The sequence below is a fragment of the Sphingopyxis sp. genome, assembly GCF_036402335.1.
Classification (GTDB): Bacteria; Pseudomonadota; Alphaproteobacteria; order Sphingomonadales; family Sphingomonadaceae; genus Sphingopyxis.
On record NZ_DASWTD010000015.1, the window covers coordinates 1 to 17212 of the forward strand.

The 17212-nt window shown below is 66.1% G+C and carries 15 protein-coding genes; 5 read left to right on the plus strand and 10 right to left on the minus strand.

Annotated elements, in window-relative coordinates; translation table 11 throughout:
• The coding region (gene mutS, locus VGD20_RS00395; protein ID WP_331132556.1) for a DNA mismatch repair protein MutS at positions 1–1498 on the plus strand (1498 nt) is incomplete at its 5' end.
• Positions 1495–4254 carry a [protein-PII] uridylyltransferase gene (locus VGD20_RS00400; RefSeq protein ID WP_331132557.1) on the plus strand — a complete coding sequence of 920 codons (2760 nt, stop codon included), beginning with the start codon at positions 1495–1497 and terminating at the stop codon, positions 4252–4254. The genes mutS and VGD20_RS00400, both read left to right, overlap by 4 nt.
• A gap of 50 nt (positions 4255–4304) precedes the next feature.
• On the opposite strand, the gene VGD20_RS00405 is transcribed toward VGD20_RS00400, so the two are convergent.
• Positions 4305–4817, minus strand: a complete 513-nt coding sequence (locus tag VGD20_RS00405) for a hypothetical protein (RefSeq protein ID WP_331132558.1) — start codon at positions 4815–4817, stop codon at positions 4305–4307.
• Positions 4818–4886: 69 nt separating this feature from the next.
• On the opposite strand from VGD20_RS00405, the gene VGD20_RS00410 reads away from it, so the two are divergent.
• Positions 4887–6944: a M13 family metallopeptidase gene (locus VGD20_RS00410; protein WP_331132559.1), complete on the plus strand. Its 2058-nt coding sequence runs from the start codon at positions 4887–4889 to the stop codon at positions 6942–6944.
• Between the two features lie 10 nt (positions 6945–6954).
• On the opposite strand, the gene VGD20_RS00415 is transcribed toward VGD20_RS00410, so the two are convergent.
• The 6 genes from VGD20_RS00415 to rpmI form a co-directional block, all read right to left on the minus strand.
• Positions 6955–7908 carry an alpha/beta hydrolase gene (locus tag VGD20_RS00415; protein ID WP_331132560.1) on the minus strand — a complete coding sequence of 318 codons (954 nt, stop codon included), beginning with the start codon at positions 7906–7908 and terminating at the stop codon, positions 6955–6957.
• A 34-nt stretch (positions 7909–7942) separates the two neighbouring features.
• Complete coding sequence (pheT, locus tag VGD20_RS00420) at positions 7943–10330, minus strand: phenylalanine--tRNA ligase subunit beta (RefSeq protein WP_331132561.1); 2388 nt, start codon at positions 10328–10330, stop codon at positions 7943–7945.
• Positions 10327–11427 carry a phenylalanine--tRNA ligase subunit alpha gene (gene pheS, locus VGD20_RS00425; protein WP_331132562.1) on the minus strand — a complete coding sequence of 367 codons (1101 nt, stop codon included), beginning with the start codon at positions 11425–11427 and terminating at the stop codon, positions 10327–10329. The genes pheT and pheS overlap by 4 nt, the downstream gene beginning before the upstream one ends.
• A gap of 143 nt (positions 11428–11570) precedes the next feature.
• Positions 11571–12428, minus strand: a complete 858-nt coding sequence (locus VGD20_RS00430; protein WP_331132563.1) for a helix-turn-helix domain-containing protein — start codon at positions 12426–12428, stop codon at positions 11571–11573.
• A 687-nt stretch (positions 12429–13115) separates the two neighbouring features.
• On the minus strand, positions 13116–13481 hold the full coding sequence (gene rplT, locus VGD20_RS00435; protein WP_137752332.1) for a 50S ribosomal protein L20: 366 nt from the start codon (positions 13479–13481) through the stop codon (positions 13116–13118).
• Positions 13482–13494: 13 nt separating this feature from the next.
• On the minus strand, positions 13495–13698 hold the full coding sequence (gene rpmI / locus VGD20_RS00440) for a 50S ribosomal protein L35 (protein WP_106000796.1): 204 nt from the start codon (positions 13696–13698) through the stop codon (positions 13495–13497).
• A gap of 153 nt (positions 13699–13851) precedes the next feature.
• On the opposite strand from rpmI, the gene VGD20_RS00445 reads away from it, so the two are divergent.
• Positions 13852–14271: a VOC family protein gene (locus tag VGD20_RS00445; protein WP_331132564.1), complete on the plus strand. Its 420-nt coding sequence runs from the start codon at positions 13852–13854 to the stop codon at positions 14269–14271.
• Here VGD20_RS00445 and VGD20_RS00450 read toward each other — a convergent pair.
• Together VGD20_RS00450 and hisN are read right to left on the minus strand one after the other, a co-directional pair.
• Entirely contained in the window at positions 14268–14618 is a 351-nt protein-coding gene (locus VGD20_RS00450; RefSeq protein WP_331132565.1) for a GFA family protein, read from the minus strand. The two genes, VGD20_RS00445 and VGD20_RS00450, sit on opposite strands and share 4 nt — an antisense overlap.
• 149 nt (positions 14619–14767) lie before the next feature.
• Positions 14768–15559 (minus strand): histidinol-phosphatase, encoded by a 792-nt coding sequence (gene hisN, locus VGD20_RS00455; RefSeq protein ID WP_331132566.1) that lies wholly within the window; start codon positions 15557–15559, stop codon positions 14768–14770.
• 115 nt (positions 15560–15674) lie between these two features.
• On the opposite strand from hisN, the gene VGD20_RS00460 reads away from it, so the two are divergent.
• Positions 15675–16217: a TetR/AcrR family transcriptional regulator gene (locus VGD20_RS00460; RefSeq protein WP_331132567.1), complete on the plus strand. Its 543-nt coding sequence runs from the start codon at positions 15675–15677 to the stop codon at positions 16215–16217.
• Positions 16218–16222: 5 nt separating this feature from the next.
• Here the strand turns inward: VGD20_RS00460 and VGD20_RS00465 are convergent, their stop codons facing one another.
• Positions 16223–17158, minus strand: a complete 936-nt coding sequence (locus VGD20_RS00465; RefSeq protein WP_331132568.1) for a ribose-phosphate pyrophosphokinase — start codon at positions 17156–17158, stop codon at positions 16223–16225.
• Between the last annotated feature and the right edge of the window lie 54 nt (positions 17159–17212).

Sequence of the window (17212 nt, forward strand, 5' to 3'; positions counted from 1 at the left end):
TGGAGCGCGGCTGCTGCGCGAACGACTCGCGCGCCGCGCCGATCTGCCCCCGTTGCTCGCGCGCCTGCTTCCGGGGCTCGACGGCCATGGTGCGCTCGTCGACGAACTGACGCGTGCGCTTGTCGAGACGCCGCCGGTCGACGCCGCGCAGGGCGGCTATGTCGCCGAAGGCTATGACCACGCGCTCGACGCCTTGCGCGAAACCGCCCGCGACGGGCGCAAGGCGATTGCCGCGCTCGAAGCCGGATATCGCGATCGCACCGGCATCGCGTCGCTCAAGATCCGCCACAACGGCGTGCTCGGCTATCATGTCGAGGTCCCCGCGAAGCATGCCGATGCGCTGATGCTCCCCGAATCGGGCTTCACCCACCGCCAGACGCTTGCGGGCGTCGTGCGCTTCAACTCGTCCGACCTGCACGAGGCCGCGAGCCGCGTCACGCAGGCGGGCGTCCACGCAGTCGCTGCCGAGGCCGCGCATCTCGAATCGCTGACCGATGCTGCCATTGCGCGCCGCGAAGCGATCGCCGCATCGTGCGACGTGCTCGCGCGCATCGACGTCGCCGCCGCGCTCGCCGACCATGCGATGAGCCACAACTGGTGCCGTCCCGATCTCGCCGATACCCCGTGCCTCGATGTCCGCGGCGGGCGGCATCCGGTGGTCGAGGCGGCGCTCGCGAAATCGGGCGAGCGATTCGTGCCCAACGATGTGTCGCTGTCGGAACGCGACCGGCTCTGGCTCGTCACCGGTCCGAACATGGGCGGCAAGTCGACCTTCCTGCGCCAGAATGCGCTGATCGTCGTGCTCGCGCAGGCGGGCGGTTTCGTGCCCGCGGCATCGGCGAAGCTGGGCCTCGTCGACCGGTTGTTCAGCCGCGTCGGCGCGAGCGACAATCTCGCGCGCGGGCGCTCGACCTTCATGGTCGAGATGGTCGAAACCGCAGCGATCCTTGCGCAGGCTACTCCGCAAAGCTTCGTCATTCTCGACGAGGTCGGGCGTGGCACCTCGACTTACGACGGGCTCGCGCTCGCCTGGTCGGTGGTCGAGGCGGTGCACGAGGTCAACAAGTGCCGCTGCCTCTTCGCGACCCATTATCACGAACTGACGCGCCTCGCCGAAACCTTGAACGCGCTTTCGCTCCACCATGTCCGCGCGCGCGAATGGCAGGGCGACCTCGTGCTGCTCCACGAAGTTGCCGAGGGGCCCGCTGATCGCAGCTACGGCCTCGCCGTCGCGCGCCTCGCGGGGGTTCCGGCGGGCGTGGTCAAGCGCGCCGAAGCGGTTCTCGCCAAACTCGAGGCGGGGCGCGAGGCAACCGGCGGGCTTGCCGCTGGCCTCGACGATCTGCCGCTCTTCGCCGCCACGCTCGCCGAGGCGCCCGCGGCGGTCAAGGACGCGCTGCGAGAAGCGCTCGGCGCGATCGATCCCGATGCGCTCGCCCCGCGCGAGGCGCTCGACGCGCTCTACACGCTCAAGCGGTTGATGGCGGACGAGACGTGAGCGACCTGTTCGACAACCTCGGAGAGCGCCGCGCGATCATCGATCGCCGGGCGCTGTCGGGGCGGCTCGACGAGATCGCGGGCGAGACGAACGATACCGGCAAGCGCCGCCGCGCGATGGTCGACTTGCTCAAGGGAGCGCTCGAAGATGGTCGTGCCGAGATCGAGCGCCGGCTGCTCGCGCATCCCTCGGCCGGGCGGGTCGCGGCGAACGCGACCGCCTTTCTGATCGATCAGATCGTCCGCCTCAGCCATGATTTCACAACCGGCCATCTCTATCCGGCGAGCAACCGATCGGCGGGTGAGCGCATCACACTGATCGCTGTCGGCGGCTATGGCCGCGGCGAAATGGCGCCGCACAGCGACATCGACATCGGCTTTATCACGCCGTTCAAACAGACGAGCTGGACCGAGCAGGTGATCGAGGCCCAGCTCTATACGCTGTGGGATCTGGGGCTGAAGGTCGGCCATTCGTCGCGCTCGCTCGACGAGATGGTACGCGCGGCGAAGGAGGATCTGACGATCCGTACCGCGCTGCTCGAGGGGCGTTTCATCTGGGGCGACCGTGCGCTCTACGACCAGGCATCGGCGCGCTTCGATGCCGAGGTCGTCGCGGGAAATGCGCGCGCGTTCGTCGCCGACAAGCTTGCCGAGCGCGACGAGCGCCACAAGCGCATGGGCGATTCGCGCTATGTCGTCGAACCCAATGTGAAGGAAGGGAAGGGCGGTCTGCGCGACCTCCATACGCTGTTCTGGATCGGCAAGTTCATCCACCGCGTCCGCACCGTTCCCGAGCTTGTCGATGCCGGACTCATGTCGGCACGCGAACTTCGGCAGTTCGAGCGCGCCGAAAATTTCCTTCTCGCGGTGCGCTGCCATCTCCACATACTCGCGGGGCGCGCCGAGGACCGGCTGACCTTCGACTTCCAGCCCGAAATCGCGCGCCGGATGCATTTCGCCGACCGGCCGGGCAAGAGCGCGGTCGAGCGCTTCATGCAGCTCTATTTCCTGCATGCGAAAAGCGTCGGTGACGTCACCGGCACCTTCCTTGCGCATCTCGACGATCAGATGGCGGCACGCGGGCGGCGCTTCCTGCCGACGATCCGGCGGCGACCCGGCAAGCTCCACGGCTTTGTTCTCGACCGTGGCCGCCTTGCGCTGCCAGGCGATGATTTTTTCCGGCAGGACCCCGTGCGGCTGGTCGAGATTTTTGCGCTCGCCGACAAGCATGGGCTCGAAATCCATCCGCAGGCGATGCGGCAGGCGCGCCACGATGCCAAGCTGATCGAGACTCAGGGGGTGCGCCGGATTGCGCGCGCCAATGAATTGTTCCTCGACGTGCTGACCAGCCCGCGCGATCCCGAAACGGTGCTGCGCTGGATGAACGAGGCGGGGGTGTTCGGCCGCTTCGTTCCCGATTTCGGCCGCGTCGTCGCGCAGATGCAGTTCGACATGTATCATCATTATACGGTCGACGAGCATACGATCCGCGCGATCGGCCTTCTCGCCGATATCGAACAGGACCGGCTCAAGGACGATCATCCGCTATCGACCGCGATCATGGACCAGATCCATTCGCGGCGCGTCATTTACGTCGCGGTGCTGCTTCACGACATCGCCAAGGGACGCGGCGGCGACCATAGCGTGCTGGGCGCCGAACTCGCGCTCCGCGTCTGCCCGCGGCTCGGGCTCAGCGAGGCCGAGACCGAGACGGTGTCGTGGCTGGTGCGATATCACCTGCTGATGTCGGCGACGGCGTTCAAGCGCGATCTTGCCGATTTCAAAACGATTCTCGATTTCGCTCAGGTCGTGCAGTCGCCCGAGCGCCTGCGCCTGCTGCTCGTCCTCACCGTCGTCGATATCCGCGCAGTCGGCCCGGGCGTGTGGAACAGCTGGAAACGCCAGCTGCTCACCGAACTTTATGATGCCGCCGAAGAGGTGCTGCGCCTCGGTCACAAGCAAAAGGGGCGCGAGGCGCGGATCGAAGCGAAAAAAGAGGCGGCGGCGGGGATGCTCGGCCTCGACGACAAGGGTTTCGCGAAGCTGATCAGGCCGCTTCCCGAAAGTTACTGGATCGCCGAGCCGGTCGAAGTGATCGTCGCCAATTTGCGCCACATCCAGGAAGCGGGCGACGCGCCGCTTCATATCGCAGCCGTGCCCGACGCGGATCGCGGCGCGACGCTGGTCATGGTGCTTGCCGCTGACCATCCGGGGCTCTTTTATCGCATGGCAGGGGGCATCCATCTTGCCGGCGGCAATATCATCGACGCGCGCATCCACACGACGCGCGACGGTCTCGCGCTCGACAATTTCCTCGTCCAGGACCCGCTCGGCCGGCCGTTCGCCGAGGCGGGGCAGATCGACCGGCTGACCCGCGCGATCGAGGATGCACTCGCCAACCGACACAAATTGCTGCCGAAACTCGAAGCCCGCGCGCTGCCGCGAACGCGTGCCGAGGCGTTTCGCATCGCGCCGAATGTCTTCGTCGACAACAAGGCTTCCAATCGCTTCACCGTCATCGAAATCAACGCGCAGGACCGCCCGGCGCTGCTCAACCAGCTCGCCTATGCGCTCTTCCAGTCGAAGGTGACGGTGCATTCGGCGCATGTCGCGACTTACGGCGAACGCGCGGTCGACACCTTCTATGTGACCGACCTGATCGGCGACAAGATCGACGGCACGGCGCGCGTGAAAAATTTGGAAAAACGCCTGCTCGAGGCGGCAGCGAATCGCAGCGAGGAAGCCGTAGCCGCCTAGCGCGGTGCACGACGCGTCAGCTACGCGTCATCCAGCGGCTACGGGTATCCTCATTCTTGCGGTTCGCCCTCCTCGATCGCCTCCAGCCACGCGAGGCGGGCCTTCTGCAGCCGCAGGCTGAGGTCGATGCTCGAGCCTTCGATTGTGTCGTGCAGGCGCGCATAGGCCTTGTGCGCCGCGATGCTCTGCTCGATTCCCTTGCGGATGGCGCGAAGGACCGATGTGCGTTCGGGCGCGTCGAGAGTCAGCCAGATGCCCGACCGCAGCCGGAACGGGTCGATCCCAACGCTTGCCGATCGGGCGGGGTCGCAGGCCCAGTCATGAAGCGCGTCGCAACCCGCTTCGGTGACCGAGAGCCGCTTCGTTCCGCGTGCGTCGTCCAGCGGCACGGCGAGCACCAGGCCCCTGCGTTCCATGCGCTGGATAGCGGAATAGACTGCGCCCGCGCTCCCTTTCCATTCGAGCGAGGGGGATTCGGCGAAAGCGCGGCGTATCTTGAACGCGGTGTCGCGGCCGCGATGGTAGATATCCGACAGGATTGCGCCTTCAAGTTCGGTGAGCAACGTCAATTCTCCTTGCCTGCAATTTTTACACCCGGTAATAGTCCGATTCGGACTATTTGGAGAGGAAAAATGCAGCGCGGCATTCGAGCATCCGAAACCTTTTCGGGCAAGCGATCGATCGCGGCAGCCGTCGCATTGCTTGCCGTGTCGGCCCCGCTGCCGGCGTCCGGCTTTCGTGAAGCCGCACGCAGCGGCGTCCTGCTGGACAATATGGACCAGTCGGTGTCGCCCGGCACCGATTTCTTCGATTTCGCCAACGGCACCTGGTTGCGGACCGTTGCGATTCCGCCCGACCGGTCGAGCTTCGGGGTACAGCAGATGATGATTGACGAGGCGCGATTGCGCCAGCGTGCACTGTTCGAGACCGCACGTCGATCGCGTGACCCGGAGGCGCGCAAGGCCGGCGCGCTCTATGCCAGTTTCATGGACGAGGCGGCGATCGAAGCCGCCGGTCTCGATCCGCTGCGCGAGGAACTGGCTGCGATCGATGCGATTGCCGATACGCGCGATCTGGCATTCGTCATAGGCCGGCTCGACCGGCTGGGTCTCGCGGTTCCGATTTCAAGCTATGTCGCGCCGGACGCCCGGGACGCGCGCCATTATGCGCTGTGGCTGTCGCAGAACGACCTCGGGCTGCCCGGCAAGGACTATTATCTCGGAGGCACGCCTGCCTTCGCGGACAAACGTGCGGCATATCGCGAGCATGTGGCGGCGATGCTGTCGCTGGCCGGCGATGCCGACGCGGCGCGTCATGCCGACGCGATTCTCGCGCTGGAAACCGCGATCGCTCGCCTGCAGTGGATTCCCGTCGATCGCCGCGACCCGCGCAAGACCTATAATCCCAAAACGGCAGGGGAACTGTCGGCGCTCGGCGGCGGCTTCGACTGGGAGCGCTATTTTGCCGGCGCAGGCATGGCGGGCATTCCGGCGCGAAGTATCGCGCGCCAGCCCGACTATCTTGCCGGCGTTTCCGGCCTCGCCCGCACCGTCCGGCTCGAGGACTGGAAGGCCTATTTCCGCTATCTACTCGTGTCGGGCATGGCGCCCTATCTGCCCGGCCGTCTCGCGACAGAAGATTTCGCGTTCAACGAGCGCGTGCTGCGCGGCACGCAGGAACCGACCGAACGGTGGAAGCGGGCCTGTGCACTCGTCGACCGGCTGCTCGGCGAAGCGGGCGGCAAGATGTATGTCGCACACTATTTCCCGCCGGTCGCCAAGGCGAAGGCGGACGCGCTGGTGCAGGGCCTGTTCGCCGCCTATCGCGAGCGGATCGCCGCGCTCGACTGGATGGACGCGCCAACGAAAGCGCAAGCGCTCGCCAAGCTCGCGGCGATGGACGTCAAGATCGGCTATCCCGCTCGCTGGCGCGACTATTCGGCGCTCGATATCCGGCCGGACGACCTCGCCGGCAATGTGCTGCGGGCGCAGCGGTTCGAGTTCGACCGGCAGCATCGCCGTGTCGGGGCGACGGTCGATCGGGGCGAATGGCAGATGAATGTTTCGACGCCCGACGCCTATTACGCCCCCCAGACCAACGAGATCGCCTTTCCCGCCGGCATATTGCAGCCGCCGCTGTTCGATCCGCGCGCGGACGATGCCTATAATTACGGCTCGACCGGTGCGACGATCGGTCACGAGATGAGCCATGGCTTCGACAATCGCGGCAGCCAATATGACGCGGCGGGCAATCTGCGCGACTGGTGGACCGCCGCCGACCACACGCGCTATGAAGTACGCACCGCGCTTCTGGTCCGCCAGTTCGACGCGTTCGAACCGCTGCCGGGCGAGCATGTCGACGGGCGGCTCGTCCTTTCGGAAAATATCGCCGACCTCGCCGGCCTGAAAGTTGCGTGGCAAGCCTATCGGAACAGCCTGCGCGGCCGGACGCCGCCGGTGCTCGACGGCCTCACCGGAGCGCAGCGTTTCCTGCTCGGTTATGCGCAGGGCTATCTCGGCAAGCGCCGTGACGATGCGCTGCGCGCGCTGATCCGGACGAACCCGCACCCGCCCGAACGCTACCGCGTCAACGGGATCGTCGTGCATTTCCAGCCCTATTACGACGCCTTCGACGTGAAGCCTGGCGATCCGATGTTTCTCGCCGCCGACCGGCGCGCCGACATCTGGTGACCGGTAGCCTTCAGTTCGCCTGGGTCATCGCTGCCGCTGCGGCGAGCAGCCCGCCGTTGAAACGCTGCGACAGCGCGGCACCGGGAATCGCATTGAAGGCGTGGATCGCGCCGGCATAGCTGTGCAGGTCGACGGGCACCCCCGCCGCGACGAGGCGGCGCGCATAGTCGAGATTTTCGTCGAAGAAGAGGTCGAGGCTGCCCGTTGCGATATAGGCCGGCGGCAAACCTGTCAGATCTTCGGCGAGGCTCGGCGAGAACCAGCCGCGCCGGTCATCGTCGGCCTTGTAGTCGCCCTGCAGTGCGCGCCAGCCGAAGCGGTTGCTCGCGCGCGTCCAGATGAATTCGCCGGTGACCGGATTGCGATAGGGGCAGGCGTCGCCGCCGGTGCGATGATCGAGCATCGGATAGGTAAGGAGCTGGCCGGCGATCGCGGGACCGCCGAGATCGCGTGCCATGATGGCGAGCGCGGCGGCAAGCCCGCCGCCCGCGCTCTCGCCCGCAACGACGATCCGGCTCGCATCGAAGCCGAACGCATCCGCCTGTCCCGCGAGCCAGTGTAGCGCCGAATGGCAATCCTCCTGCGGTGCAGGGAACGGATGCTCGGGGGCCAGGCGATATTCGACCGACGCAACGGGTACGCCTGCCGCCGCCGCCAGCGCGGCAGGTCCCGCCTGCATCTGCTCGACCGACCCCATCACCATGCCGCCGCCATGAATATGAAGGATCGCGCCGCTGCCCGGGCGCGTTTCGGCGGGGCGATAGAGGAACATCATGATGTCGGGTCCGCCATGGATTGACGGCACGACCAGCTTTTCGGGCGCGATCACCGGCGGCGGCAGGATCGAATAGGTTTCCGCCGCCCTGGCGCGGGTCTGCGCGATCGGCGCCGCGTCCAGATCGACGCGGGGAAACAGGTCGATGATCGGCGCGATCTCGCGATCGACGAGGTGGCGGGTGTCCATATCAAACTCTCCCTTTATCCCGGCGATCCGACGATCAGCCGCGCAGCACGGCGCCGACCTTCGCCGCCGCCGCCACGACCTTGTCGGCGATCGTCTTCAGTTCGGCGTCGTTGAAGCTCTTCTCGAGCGGCTGAAGTACGACCTCGACCGCCAGGCTCACCTGACCTTCGGAAACGCCCTGGCCGGCAAAGCGGTCGAACAGCCGCGCATCGACGATGCTCGCCTTGTCGGCACCGCGGATCGCGCGCACCAGATCGGCGGCGGTCAGGCCCGTCGGCGCGAGGAAAGCGAAGTCGCGGCGCACCGGTTGCAGCGCGGGCGGCGTGAAGGCCGCGCGCGCGGGTCCGCTGGCACGCTTCGCCGGGATCGCATCGAGGAAGATCTGCACCGCCATTACCGGACCGTCGACGTCGAAGGCACGGGTGAGCAGCGGATGAAGCGCGCCGAACTCGGCGAGCACTGCCTTGGGCCCGAGCCGCAGCGTCGCAGACTGGCCGGGATGCCAGATGCTCCCCGTGGCGATGGCTTCCATTACCTGCAGCCGGTCGGCAGGCGCGCCGGCGGCTTCGAGCAGCGCCAGCGCCGCCGCCTTGGCGTCGAAAGCGTCGAAGGGCGCCGCCTTGCCCGCCTGCCAGCCGCGTGCGCTTTTGTCGCCAGCCATCAGTACCGCCAAGGTCGGATGCTCGGCGTCGGCCAGATAGCGCCGGCCGATTTCGAACAGGCGGATGCTGTCCGCGCCGCGGTTCTGGTTGCGTTGCGCGGCGGCGAGCAGGCCGGGGAGCAGCGACGGACGCATGACCTTCAGGTCTTCGCTGATCGGATTGGCGAGCGACCAGATGCCGCCACCGAAGGGCGCGGCGTGGTTTTCGCTGATGAACGACCAGGTAACCGCCTCGTCGAACCCAGCAGCAGCGGCGGCGCGGCGCAGGCGGCGTTCCAGCAGTTGGTCGGCGGTCGCGGTCGGTTTTGCGACGCCATCCGTACGCGGCAACGGAACCGACGCGATCGCGTCGAAACCGGTGATCCGCGTGACCTCCTCGACAATATCGGGAGCGGCGTCGATATCCCGGCGCCAGCTCGGCACTGCAACCTGCCAGCGGCCGCCCTGTTCGATCACCTGAAAACCGAGCGCGGCGAGAATTTCCTTCTGCCGCCCGGCGGCAATCGCGATGCCGCCGAGCGTCGCCGACAGCGCCGGGTCGTAATCGACCGTCTTGACGTCGGCCGGAGGCGCGCCCGCATGCGTCACCGTCGACGGCGTGCCGCCGCAGATCGCGAGGACATGCGCGGTGATGATTGCGGTCGCGTCGTCGAGAAACGCCGGATCGACGCCGCGCTCGAAGCGGCTGCGCGCGTCGCTGGTCAGCGCCAATGCCTGTCCGGTCAGCGCAATGCGCTCGGGGGTGAAATAGGCGATTTCGAGCAGCACGTCGGTCGTCGTCTCGCTGCACCCCGAATGCTCGCCGCCCATGATGCCCGCGATGTCGTGGACACCGCTGTCGTCGGCAAGCACCGTCATCGTATCGGTGAGCCTATATTCCTTGCCGTTGAGCGCGACGGCGGTTTCGCCGTCCTTCGCGCGCCGTGCGACGAGCGCGCCGGTCAGCCTGGCGCGGTCATAGATATGGCTCGGGCGGCCGAGGTCGAACATCACATAGTTGCTGATGTCGACGAGCGCCGAGATCGATCGCTGGCCGACCGCCTCGAGCCGCCGACGCATCCATTCGGGGGCAGTGCCGTTGGTGACGCCGCTGATCGTGCGGCCGTAGAAGGCGGGGCAGCCTTCCGGATCGTCGGTGCGGATTTCGGTCGCAGGGGCGTCTTCGCCGGCGATCGTCGGGATGTCGAGCGGCTTCAGCGTTCCGAGCCCGGCGGCGGCGAGATCGCGCGCGATCCCGCGCACGCCCATGCAGTCCTGCCGGTTCGGGGTGATCGAAATGTCGATCACCGGATCGCCCGCGCCGCTGTAATCGGCGAAGGGCGTGCCGACCGGGGCATCGGCGGGAAGCTCGATGATCCCGTCATGATCGTCGCCAAGCTCGAGCTCGCGCGTCGAACACATCATGCCATTCGATTCGACGCCGCGTACGGCGGCGACCTTCAGCTCCATGCCGTTCGCCGGCACGACCGCACCGGGAAGGCCGAGCACGCCGACGAGGCCTGCGCGCGCATTGGGTGCGCCGCAGACGACGGTGAGCGGCGCGCCGCCGTCGCCCGTGTCGACGGTCAGCACCTGCAGCTTGTCGGCCTGCGGATGGCGTTCGGCGGTCAGCACCTTCGCCACGCGGAATCCCGCGAGCTTCTCGGCCGGGTTCTCGACCCCTTCGACCTCATGGCCGATACGGTTGAGCGTCGCGACGACATCGTCGACCGTCGCGCCGGTATCGAGATGCTCCTTCAGCCAGTCGAGGGTGATCTTCATGCCGAAATCCCCCCGCTTAGCGTTGGCACACTCAGCGCGCCGAATCCGTAGTGCGACAGCCAGCGAAGATCGCCGTCGAAGAAAGCCCGAAGGTCATCCATGCCATATTTCAGCATCGCCAGCCGGTCGACCCCGACGCCGAAGGCGAAGCCCTGCCACTCGTCGGGGTCGAGCCCGCAGTTCGCGATCACGCGGCGGTTGACCATGCCGCTGCCGAGCAGTTCCATCCACGCGTGACCGTCATCGTCGCCGTTGCCGCCGACGATGCGGCGGCCCTTTTCCTGCTTATAGCCGACGTCGACCTCGGCCGAGGGCTCGGTGAAGGGGAAATAGCTGGGGCGGAGACGCAGCACGATGTCGTCGCGCTCGAAATAAGCCTTGAGAAAGGTTTCGAGCGTCCATTTGAGGTGGCCCATATGAATGCCGCGGTCGATCACGAGGCCTTCGACCTGATGGAACATCGGCGTATGCGTCGCATCGCTGTCGCTGCGATAGACGCGGCCGGGCGCGATGATGCGGATCGGCGGTTCCTGGCTCATCATCGTGCGGATCTGCACCGGCGAGGTGTGCGTGCGCAGCAGCATCGCGCGGCCTTCGGCGTCGTTCATCTGCGACGGGAAATAGAAGGTGTCGTGCATCGCGCGCGCGGGGTGCGTCTCGGGAATGTTGAGCGCGGTGAAGTTGCGCCAGTCGTCCTCGATCTCGGGACCCGTTGCGACCGCGAACCCCATATCGGCGAAGATTTCGGCGAGTTCGTCCATCACCTGGCTGACCGGATGGACGCTGCCCCGCGGGGTCGCGTCGGCGGGCAGCGACATGTCGATCGCTTCGGCGGCGAGTTTGATGTCGAGCGCCGCGGCGTCGAGCGCCGCCTTGCGCGCGCCCAGCGCTGCGGTCACCGCTTCGCGCAGGGCGTGGATCGCGGGACCTTGCATCTGCCGTTCGTCGGGGGTCATGCCGCCCAGCGTCTTCAGCAGCGCGGTGATGGTGCCTGCCTTGCCGAGCGCGGCGACGCGGAGCGCTTCAAGCGCCCCCGCATCGCTCGCCGCCTCAATGTCGCTCATCAACCGGGTCTGAATGGCCTCGATATCGCTCATCGTCGTTCGTCCTGTTCCGGCGGCGCTGCCGCTGCCGGCCTGCATTTCTGTTTGTTATGGATACGGCGGCTGCCCGCGCGTCCGTCGCCTGCCGCTTGCACCGAACGCGCGGCGCGGGTCAAGTCAATTGGCGGGAAACGGGGCTATCCCGCGGGCTTGTGCAACCCCTGCACCGCCGCCCCGGCGGCTGCGGCGCGCGCGAACGCCGCGGCGCCCAAAATCGGCTTGGGCCGCGCGGCATATTCGCGCGGGCTCATCCCCATGAACCGCTGGAAGTCGCGGGTGAACTGCGCCTGGTCGTAATAATGATGATCCATCGTATCGATCCACGCCATCGACGGGTCGAGCATGAAGCGCCCGAGGCTGCGCAGGAAGCGCTGGCGCAGCAACAGCAATTTGGGCGAAAAGCCGAAGGCGCGGTAACTGAGGCGCTCGATCGAGCGTTCGGAAAGCGACAGTTTCGCTGACAGGTCGGCGACGCTCGTCACCTCGTCGTCGACCAGTGCCTGATGCGCGGCGAGGATCGCAGGATCGTCGGGCGGCGCATCGGCGAGGAGCGCGCAGACGTGCGCGTCGATCAGCGCCGCCGCGGCGTCGACGTCATTCACCTGCCGCAACGCTTCGAGCAATGGCGCAAAGGGCGCGAAGGCCGGATGGGTGCTGCCGTCGGTCAGGCGGTCGGCGAGGTTTTCGGCGGGCAGGGGAATGAATTTGGCCCAGCCCATCGGCAGGATGCCGATACCCCACGCGCGCATGTTGCCCGCCGCAAAATAGGTCGCCGTGCTCGTCGGGCCGGTGGCGATGAAGCGGGGCGTTTCATCCACCGGGCTACCACCGATTGCTGCGAGCGGCGGGTCGCCGTCGATGAATCGAAGGTTCGCCCATTCGGGGTGGAGATAATCTTCGACCCGGTTGCTGTCGGGTATCGCGACTTCGCTTAGATAGATGGTGCTGACATAGGGACGCAGCGGCGGCGACAGCGGGAAGAAGCGCGTGGTCACGCGCGCTTCGGTCGGGAGGTCAGGAGAAGCGTCGCGGTGCGGCATGCTGTCCCGTTTTAACTGGCGAAATGCATGAAAAACAATGCTCGGGTGCCATTCTGTGTCGGGTTCTTACAATTTTATACTCGCAGGCTGCGCCATAGTTGCGCGGTCCGTTCGCGAAGCGGGGCGTGCGAGGAGAATGGCTGTGTGGCGCCAACGGTGGGGTTTTGGCGGGGACCTGAAATAAACGACTGATTTTCCGAGCTTCGTTCCGGCCGGTGGCTTCTGCGACCCACGGCTTTTCGGTACGGGCGGGGGGGCGATGGTTTCATCTGAACCATTGTCGAGGCGGCGCGGAGCGAGAGCTTCGGGCCGCCTCTTCGTTTGGGGAAGAAGTATCGGCCATGGGGGTGGGGAGCTGTCCTCTCGTGCACCCCGGCGAAAGCCGGGGCCCATCTCCCCACGGCGCTACTGGGCCCCGGCTTTCGCCGGGGTTCACATCGGCCATTTCCAGTCCTTCGTCATCCCGGACTTGATCCGGGATCCATCGCAGCGCTGAAGTCGTGGACCCCGGATCAAGTCCGGGGTGACGACGTGGAATAGGTCTGATCCCGGTCGTTTTCTGCCGCTCCAGCTTGCCGCACCCCAAAGAAAAAGGGCGGCCCCGACGGGACCGCCCTTGTTTCTTTTCGCCTGGATCGAGGCTCAGGCTGCCTTGGGCAGCGCCGCTTTCGCTTGGGCGATGATCGTCGTGAAGACCGTGCCTTCGTTCATCGCGAGGTCGGCCATGACCTTCCGGTCAAGTTCGATCCCGGCCAGCTTCACGCCGTGCATGAACTGCGAATAGGTCAGACCTTCGGCGCGGACCGCGGCGTTGATGCGCTGGATCCACAGACCGCGGAAATTCCGCTTCTTAACCTTGCGGTCGCGATAGGCGTACTGGCCAGCCTTTTCGACCGCCTGCTTGGCGATGCGAATGGTGTTCTTGCGACGGCCGTAAAAGCCCTTCGCCTGTTCCAATACGCGTTTGTGCTTGGCGCGCGTGGTGACGCCGCGTTTGATGCGTGACATGCCTCAGCGCTCCTTACTTCAGGCCGTAGGGCGCCCAGAGGCGCACATGGGCCACATCCGAATCGCTGAGCACGCTGGTGCCGCGGTTGGTGCGGATATATTTCGAATTGTGCGAAATCAGGCGGTGGCGCTTGCCGGCGACGCCGTGCTTCACCTTGCCCGAGGCGGTGAATTTGAAGCGTTTCTTCACACCGCTCTTGGTCTTCAACTTGGGCATTTTGGTCTCCTTTGGAAGTCCGTTTGCGTATCGGCCTGGCAGCCCTTTCAGCCAGCCGACACAATCGGAAGGCGCGCGCCTAGACGGATTCGCTTAGGAATGCAAGCACCGCGGGCTAAATTGCCCCTCCATCCTCGAACGGGAGTGAGTCGCATGACCGACGAATATTGTGCCATGAAAGGTGTCGTTCCGCATCTGACGATCCGGGACAATCGGGCCGCGGAAGCCATCGACTTCTATACCCGTGCTTTCGGCGCCAGCGAAAGCGGGCGCCATATGGCCGACGACGGCAAGCGCATCCTGCACGCGCATCTCGATCTCAACGGCGGGCCGCTGATGCTCAACGATGATTTTCCCGAAATGGTGGGGGGCGGGCAGGGCTCGCCGCCGCCTGCCGGGGTTGGGCTGCATATCGACGTTCCCGACGCCAACACTGCTTGGGAGAAAGCTCTCGCGGCCGGTGCAACGGTCCGCTTTCCGCTCGACAACCAGTTCTGGGGGCAGCGTTACGGTCAGGTTACCGATCCGTTCGGCCATATCTGGTCGATCGGCGGGCCGGTCACCACGGGTTAGAAGCTTGCGCCATCGACCTTGTGAATGGTGAGCGCATCGAGATCGGTGTCCGGGACACAGCGCAGGTTCACCGCCGCCATTTTCTCGCCCGATGGGCCGCTGCCGACCGAAAAGCTCTGGCAGCCGCAGTCAGTGCAGAATTGATGGTCGATATTATGCTTGTTGAACTGATACGACTTAAGCTTGTCGGCGCCGCTCTCGAGCCGGAACTGGTCGATGGGGACGAAGGTCAGGAGGAAGCCCTTGCGGCGGCAGTGCGAGCAGTTGCAGCTCATCGCCGTATCGGGAATGTCGCCCTCGACCGTGTAGGTCACCGCGCCGCAATGGCAGCTGCCTTCGAAAGCCATCTCGTTTCTCCCTGACGCGCGGTCGCGGCCGATTTGCACCAGCATTCCGCCAGCACCGCGATCGCTGCTCCGGCTCCGTAGCAGAAAAGATCGCCGATGTTGAAGGAGGTTCCGGGCACGATGGCGGCGGTGCGACAGACGTGGCGCGCCTAGTCGTGCTGATGGTGGCAGGCGAGGCCTTCGATCACATCCTCGAGCCGCGCGGGGTCGCCGAGGGCGATGACATGCCCCGAGCTGTCGGCGCTCAGCGGGTCGCCGTTCCAGTCGCACATCGTCCCGCCGGCGCCTTCGACGATCGGCGCGAGCGCGGCGAAGTCGTGGAGCTTCAATCCCGCCTCGACCACCATGTCGATATGCCCGCTCGCGAGCAGGCCATAATTGTAGCAGTCGCCGCCGAAGACCATGCGCTTGTGCGAAGTCTTCGCCGCGAGCGCCATGAAATGCTCGCCGTCATGGTCGCTGAAATATTGCGGGCCGGTGGTCGCGAGTACGGCGTCGGCAAGGTTGCGACAGCTGCGCGTGCGGGCAGGCATGCCGTTGAACAATGTCGGCTGACCGAGCGCGCCGACCCAGCGTTCGCCGGCGATCGGCTGGTCGATGATGCCGAGGATGGGCCAGCCGTCCTGGAGCAGCGCGATCAGCGTGCCAAAGATCGGCCGGCCCGCCATGAAGCTGACCGTGCCGTCGATCGGGTCGAGCACCCATTGGCGCGATGCGTCGGGTCGCTCGGCGCCATATTCCTCCCCGATGATCCCGTCGCGCGGCGCCTCGGCATCGAGCAGGCGTCGCATCGCAGCCTCGGCGCCGCGGTCGGCCTCGGTCACGGGCGACGCGTCGGCCTTGGCTTCATGAGCGAAAGCGGCGCGAAAGAGCGGGCGGATCGCTTCGCCGGCGGCATCGGCGAGACGATTGGCGAGGAGGAGATCGGATGTGAGCGACATGGACATCCGCTAGCCCAGCCCCGCTTCCGCCGCCAGCCCAAGCGCAGCGTTCCGCGTCAAGAAAGGGGAATTTTATTAGTTTTACAATAATGGTATAAATTGTAAAATCATGGTCATGGCAGGCGATTTTCCTTTTGAGCCGATCGTCGCGACGTTCGCGCGCTACGGTTTGCGCAAGACGTCGATGGAGGGTGTTGCGCGCGCGCTCGGTGTGTCGCGTCAGGCGCTCTACAACCGGCATGGATCGAAGGGTGTCTTGATCGGCTGGGCGACCAGGAGCCTGATCGACTCGTCGCTGTCCGCGGCGCTTGCCAGCATCGAACAGCCGGCGAAGACGCTGGTCGAGCGCCTGACTGGCGCGCTCGATGCTTGGGTCGGTCGCCATATGGAGGCGCTGCACGCCTCGCCGCATGGCACGGAGATCGTCGCGATGCTTCAGCGCGATCCGCCCGAGGCCGTCCGCGCGGCCGAGCGCCGGCTCGTCGCCGCGATGGCCGAGGCGATCCGGTTCAGCGGGCCGGGCTCGGCAGTGTCGCGCGCGGGCAGCATGGCGCAGGCTTTATGCTGGACGGCGCGCGGCCTCGTTCACGCCGTGCCCGATCATGCGACCTTCCGGCGGCAGCTCGACCATATCGTCGGCGCGCTCGTGGCGCGCTGACGATATCAGTCGAAGAGTGAGGAGACGCTCGATTCGTCGGCGATCCGCTTGATCGCCTCGCCGAGCAGCGGCGCGACGGTCAGTGCACGGACCTTGCTGCTGTCGTTCACCGCGTCGGTCGGCTGGATCGAATCGGTGATGACGAGTTCGGTGAGTTCGCTGGCATCGACGCGCGCCACCGCGCCGCCCGACAGCACGCCGTGGGTGCAATAGGCGACGACGCCCTCGGCGCCCGCGGCTTTGAGTGCGGCGGCGGCGTTGCAGAGCGTGCCCGCCGAATCGACGATATCGTCGATCAGGATGCAGAAGCGGCCTCTCACGTCGCCGATGATGTTCATCACTTCCGATTCGCCGGCGCGTTCGCGGCGCTTGTCGACAATCGCCAGCGGCGCGTTGTCGAGCCGCTTGGCGAGCGCGCGCGCGCGGACAACACCGCCGACGTCGGGCGACACGACCATCAGATTCTTGCCCGCGAAACGCGCCTGGATGTCGGCGCTCATCACCGGAGCGGCGTAGAGATTGTCGGTCGGGATATCGAAGAAGCCCTGGATCTGCCCCGCGTGGAGGTCGATCGCGAGCACGCGGTCGGCGCCCGACGTGGTGATCAGGTTCGCGACGAGCTTCGCAGAGATCGGCGTGCGCGGGCCGGGCTTCCGGTCCTGGCGGGCATAGCCGAAATAGGGAAGCACCGCGGTGATCCGCCGCGCCGATGCGCGCTTCAGCGCATCGATCATGATCAGCATTTCCATCAGATTGTCGTTCGCGGGGAACGACGTCGACTGCATCACGAACACGTCCTCGCCGCGGACATTCTCGAGGATCTCGACGAAGATCTCCTCGTCGGCGAAGCGGCGGACGTTCGCCTGGGTCAACGGGATCTCGAGATACTCGGCGATCGCCTTGGCGAGCGGCAGGTTCGAATTGCCGGCCATCAATTTCATCGAAAGTCTCCCGCGTTCGCTCGTGGCCCCCTTTGTCAGCCGATTCCCGGCGGG

Excerpts from the sequence above, each read along its gene's own strand:
- VGD20_RS00460 (WP_331132567.1), top strand. The coding sequence starts at position 15,675 with ATGGCAGGCGATTTTCCTTTTGAGCCGATCGTCGCGACGTTCGCGCGC.
- VGD20_RS00445 (WP_331132564.1), top strand. The coding sequence starts at position 13,852 with ATGACCGACGAATATTGTGCCATGAAAGGTGTCGTTCCGCATCTGACG.
- VGD20_RS00410 (WP_331132559.1), top strand. The coding sequence starts at position 4,887 with ATGCAGCGCGGCATTCGAGCATCCGAAACCTTTTCGGGCAAGCGATCG.
- rplT (WP_137752332.1), bottom strand. The coding sequence starts at position 13,481 with ATGTCACGCATCAAACGCGGCGTCACCACGCGCGCCAAGCACAAACGC.
- pheT (WP_331132561.1), bottom strand. The coding sequence starts at position 10,330 with ATGAAGATCACCCTCGACTGGCTGAAGGAGCATCTCGATACCGGCGCG.
- hisN (WP_331132566.1), bottom strand. The coding sequence starts at position 15,559 with ATGTCGCTCACATCCGATCTCCTCCTCGCCAATCGTCTCGCCGATGCC.
- VGD20_RS00450 (WP_331132565.1), bottom strand. The coding sequence starts at position 14,618 with ATGGCTTTCGAAGGCAGCTGCCATTGCGGCGCGGTGACCTACACGGTC.
- pheS (WP_331132562.1), bottom strand. The coding sequence starts at position 11,427 with ATGAGCGATATCGAGGCCATTCAGACCCGGTTGATGAGCGACATTGAG.
- VGD20_RS00415 (WP_331132560.1), bottom strand. The coding sequence starts at position 7,908 with ATGGACACCCGCCACCTCGTCGATCGCGAGATCGCGCCGATCATCGAC.
- rpmI (WP_106000796.1), bottom strand. The coding sequence starts at position 13,698 with ATGCCCAAGTTGAAGACCAAGAGCGGTGTGAAGAAACGCTTCAAATTC.
- VGD20_RS00465 (WP_331132568.1), bottom strand. The coding sequence starts at position 17,158 with ATGAAATTGATGGCCGGCAATTCGAACCTGCCGCTCGCCAAGGCGATC.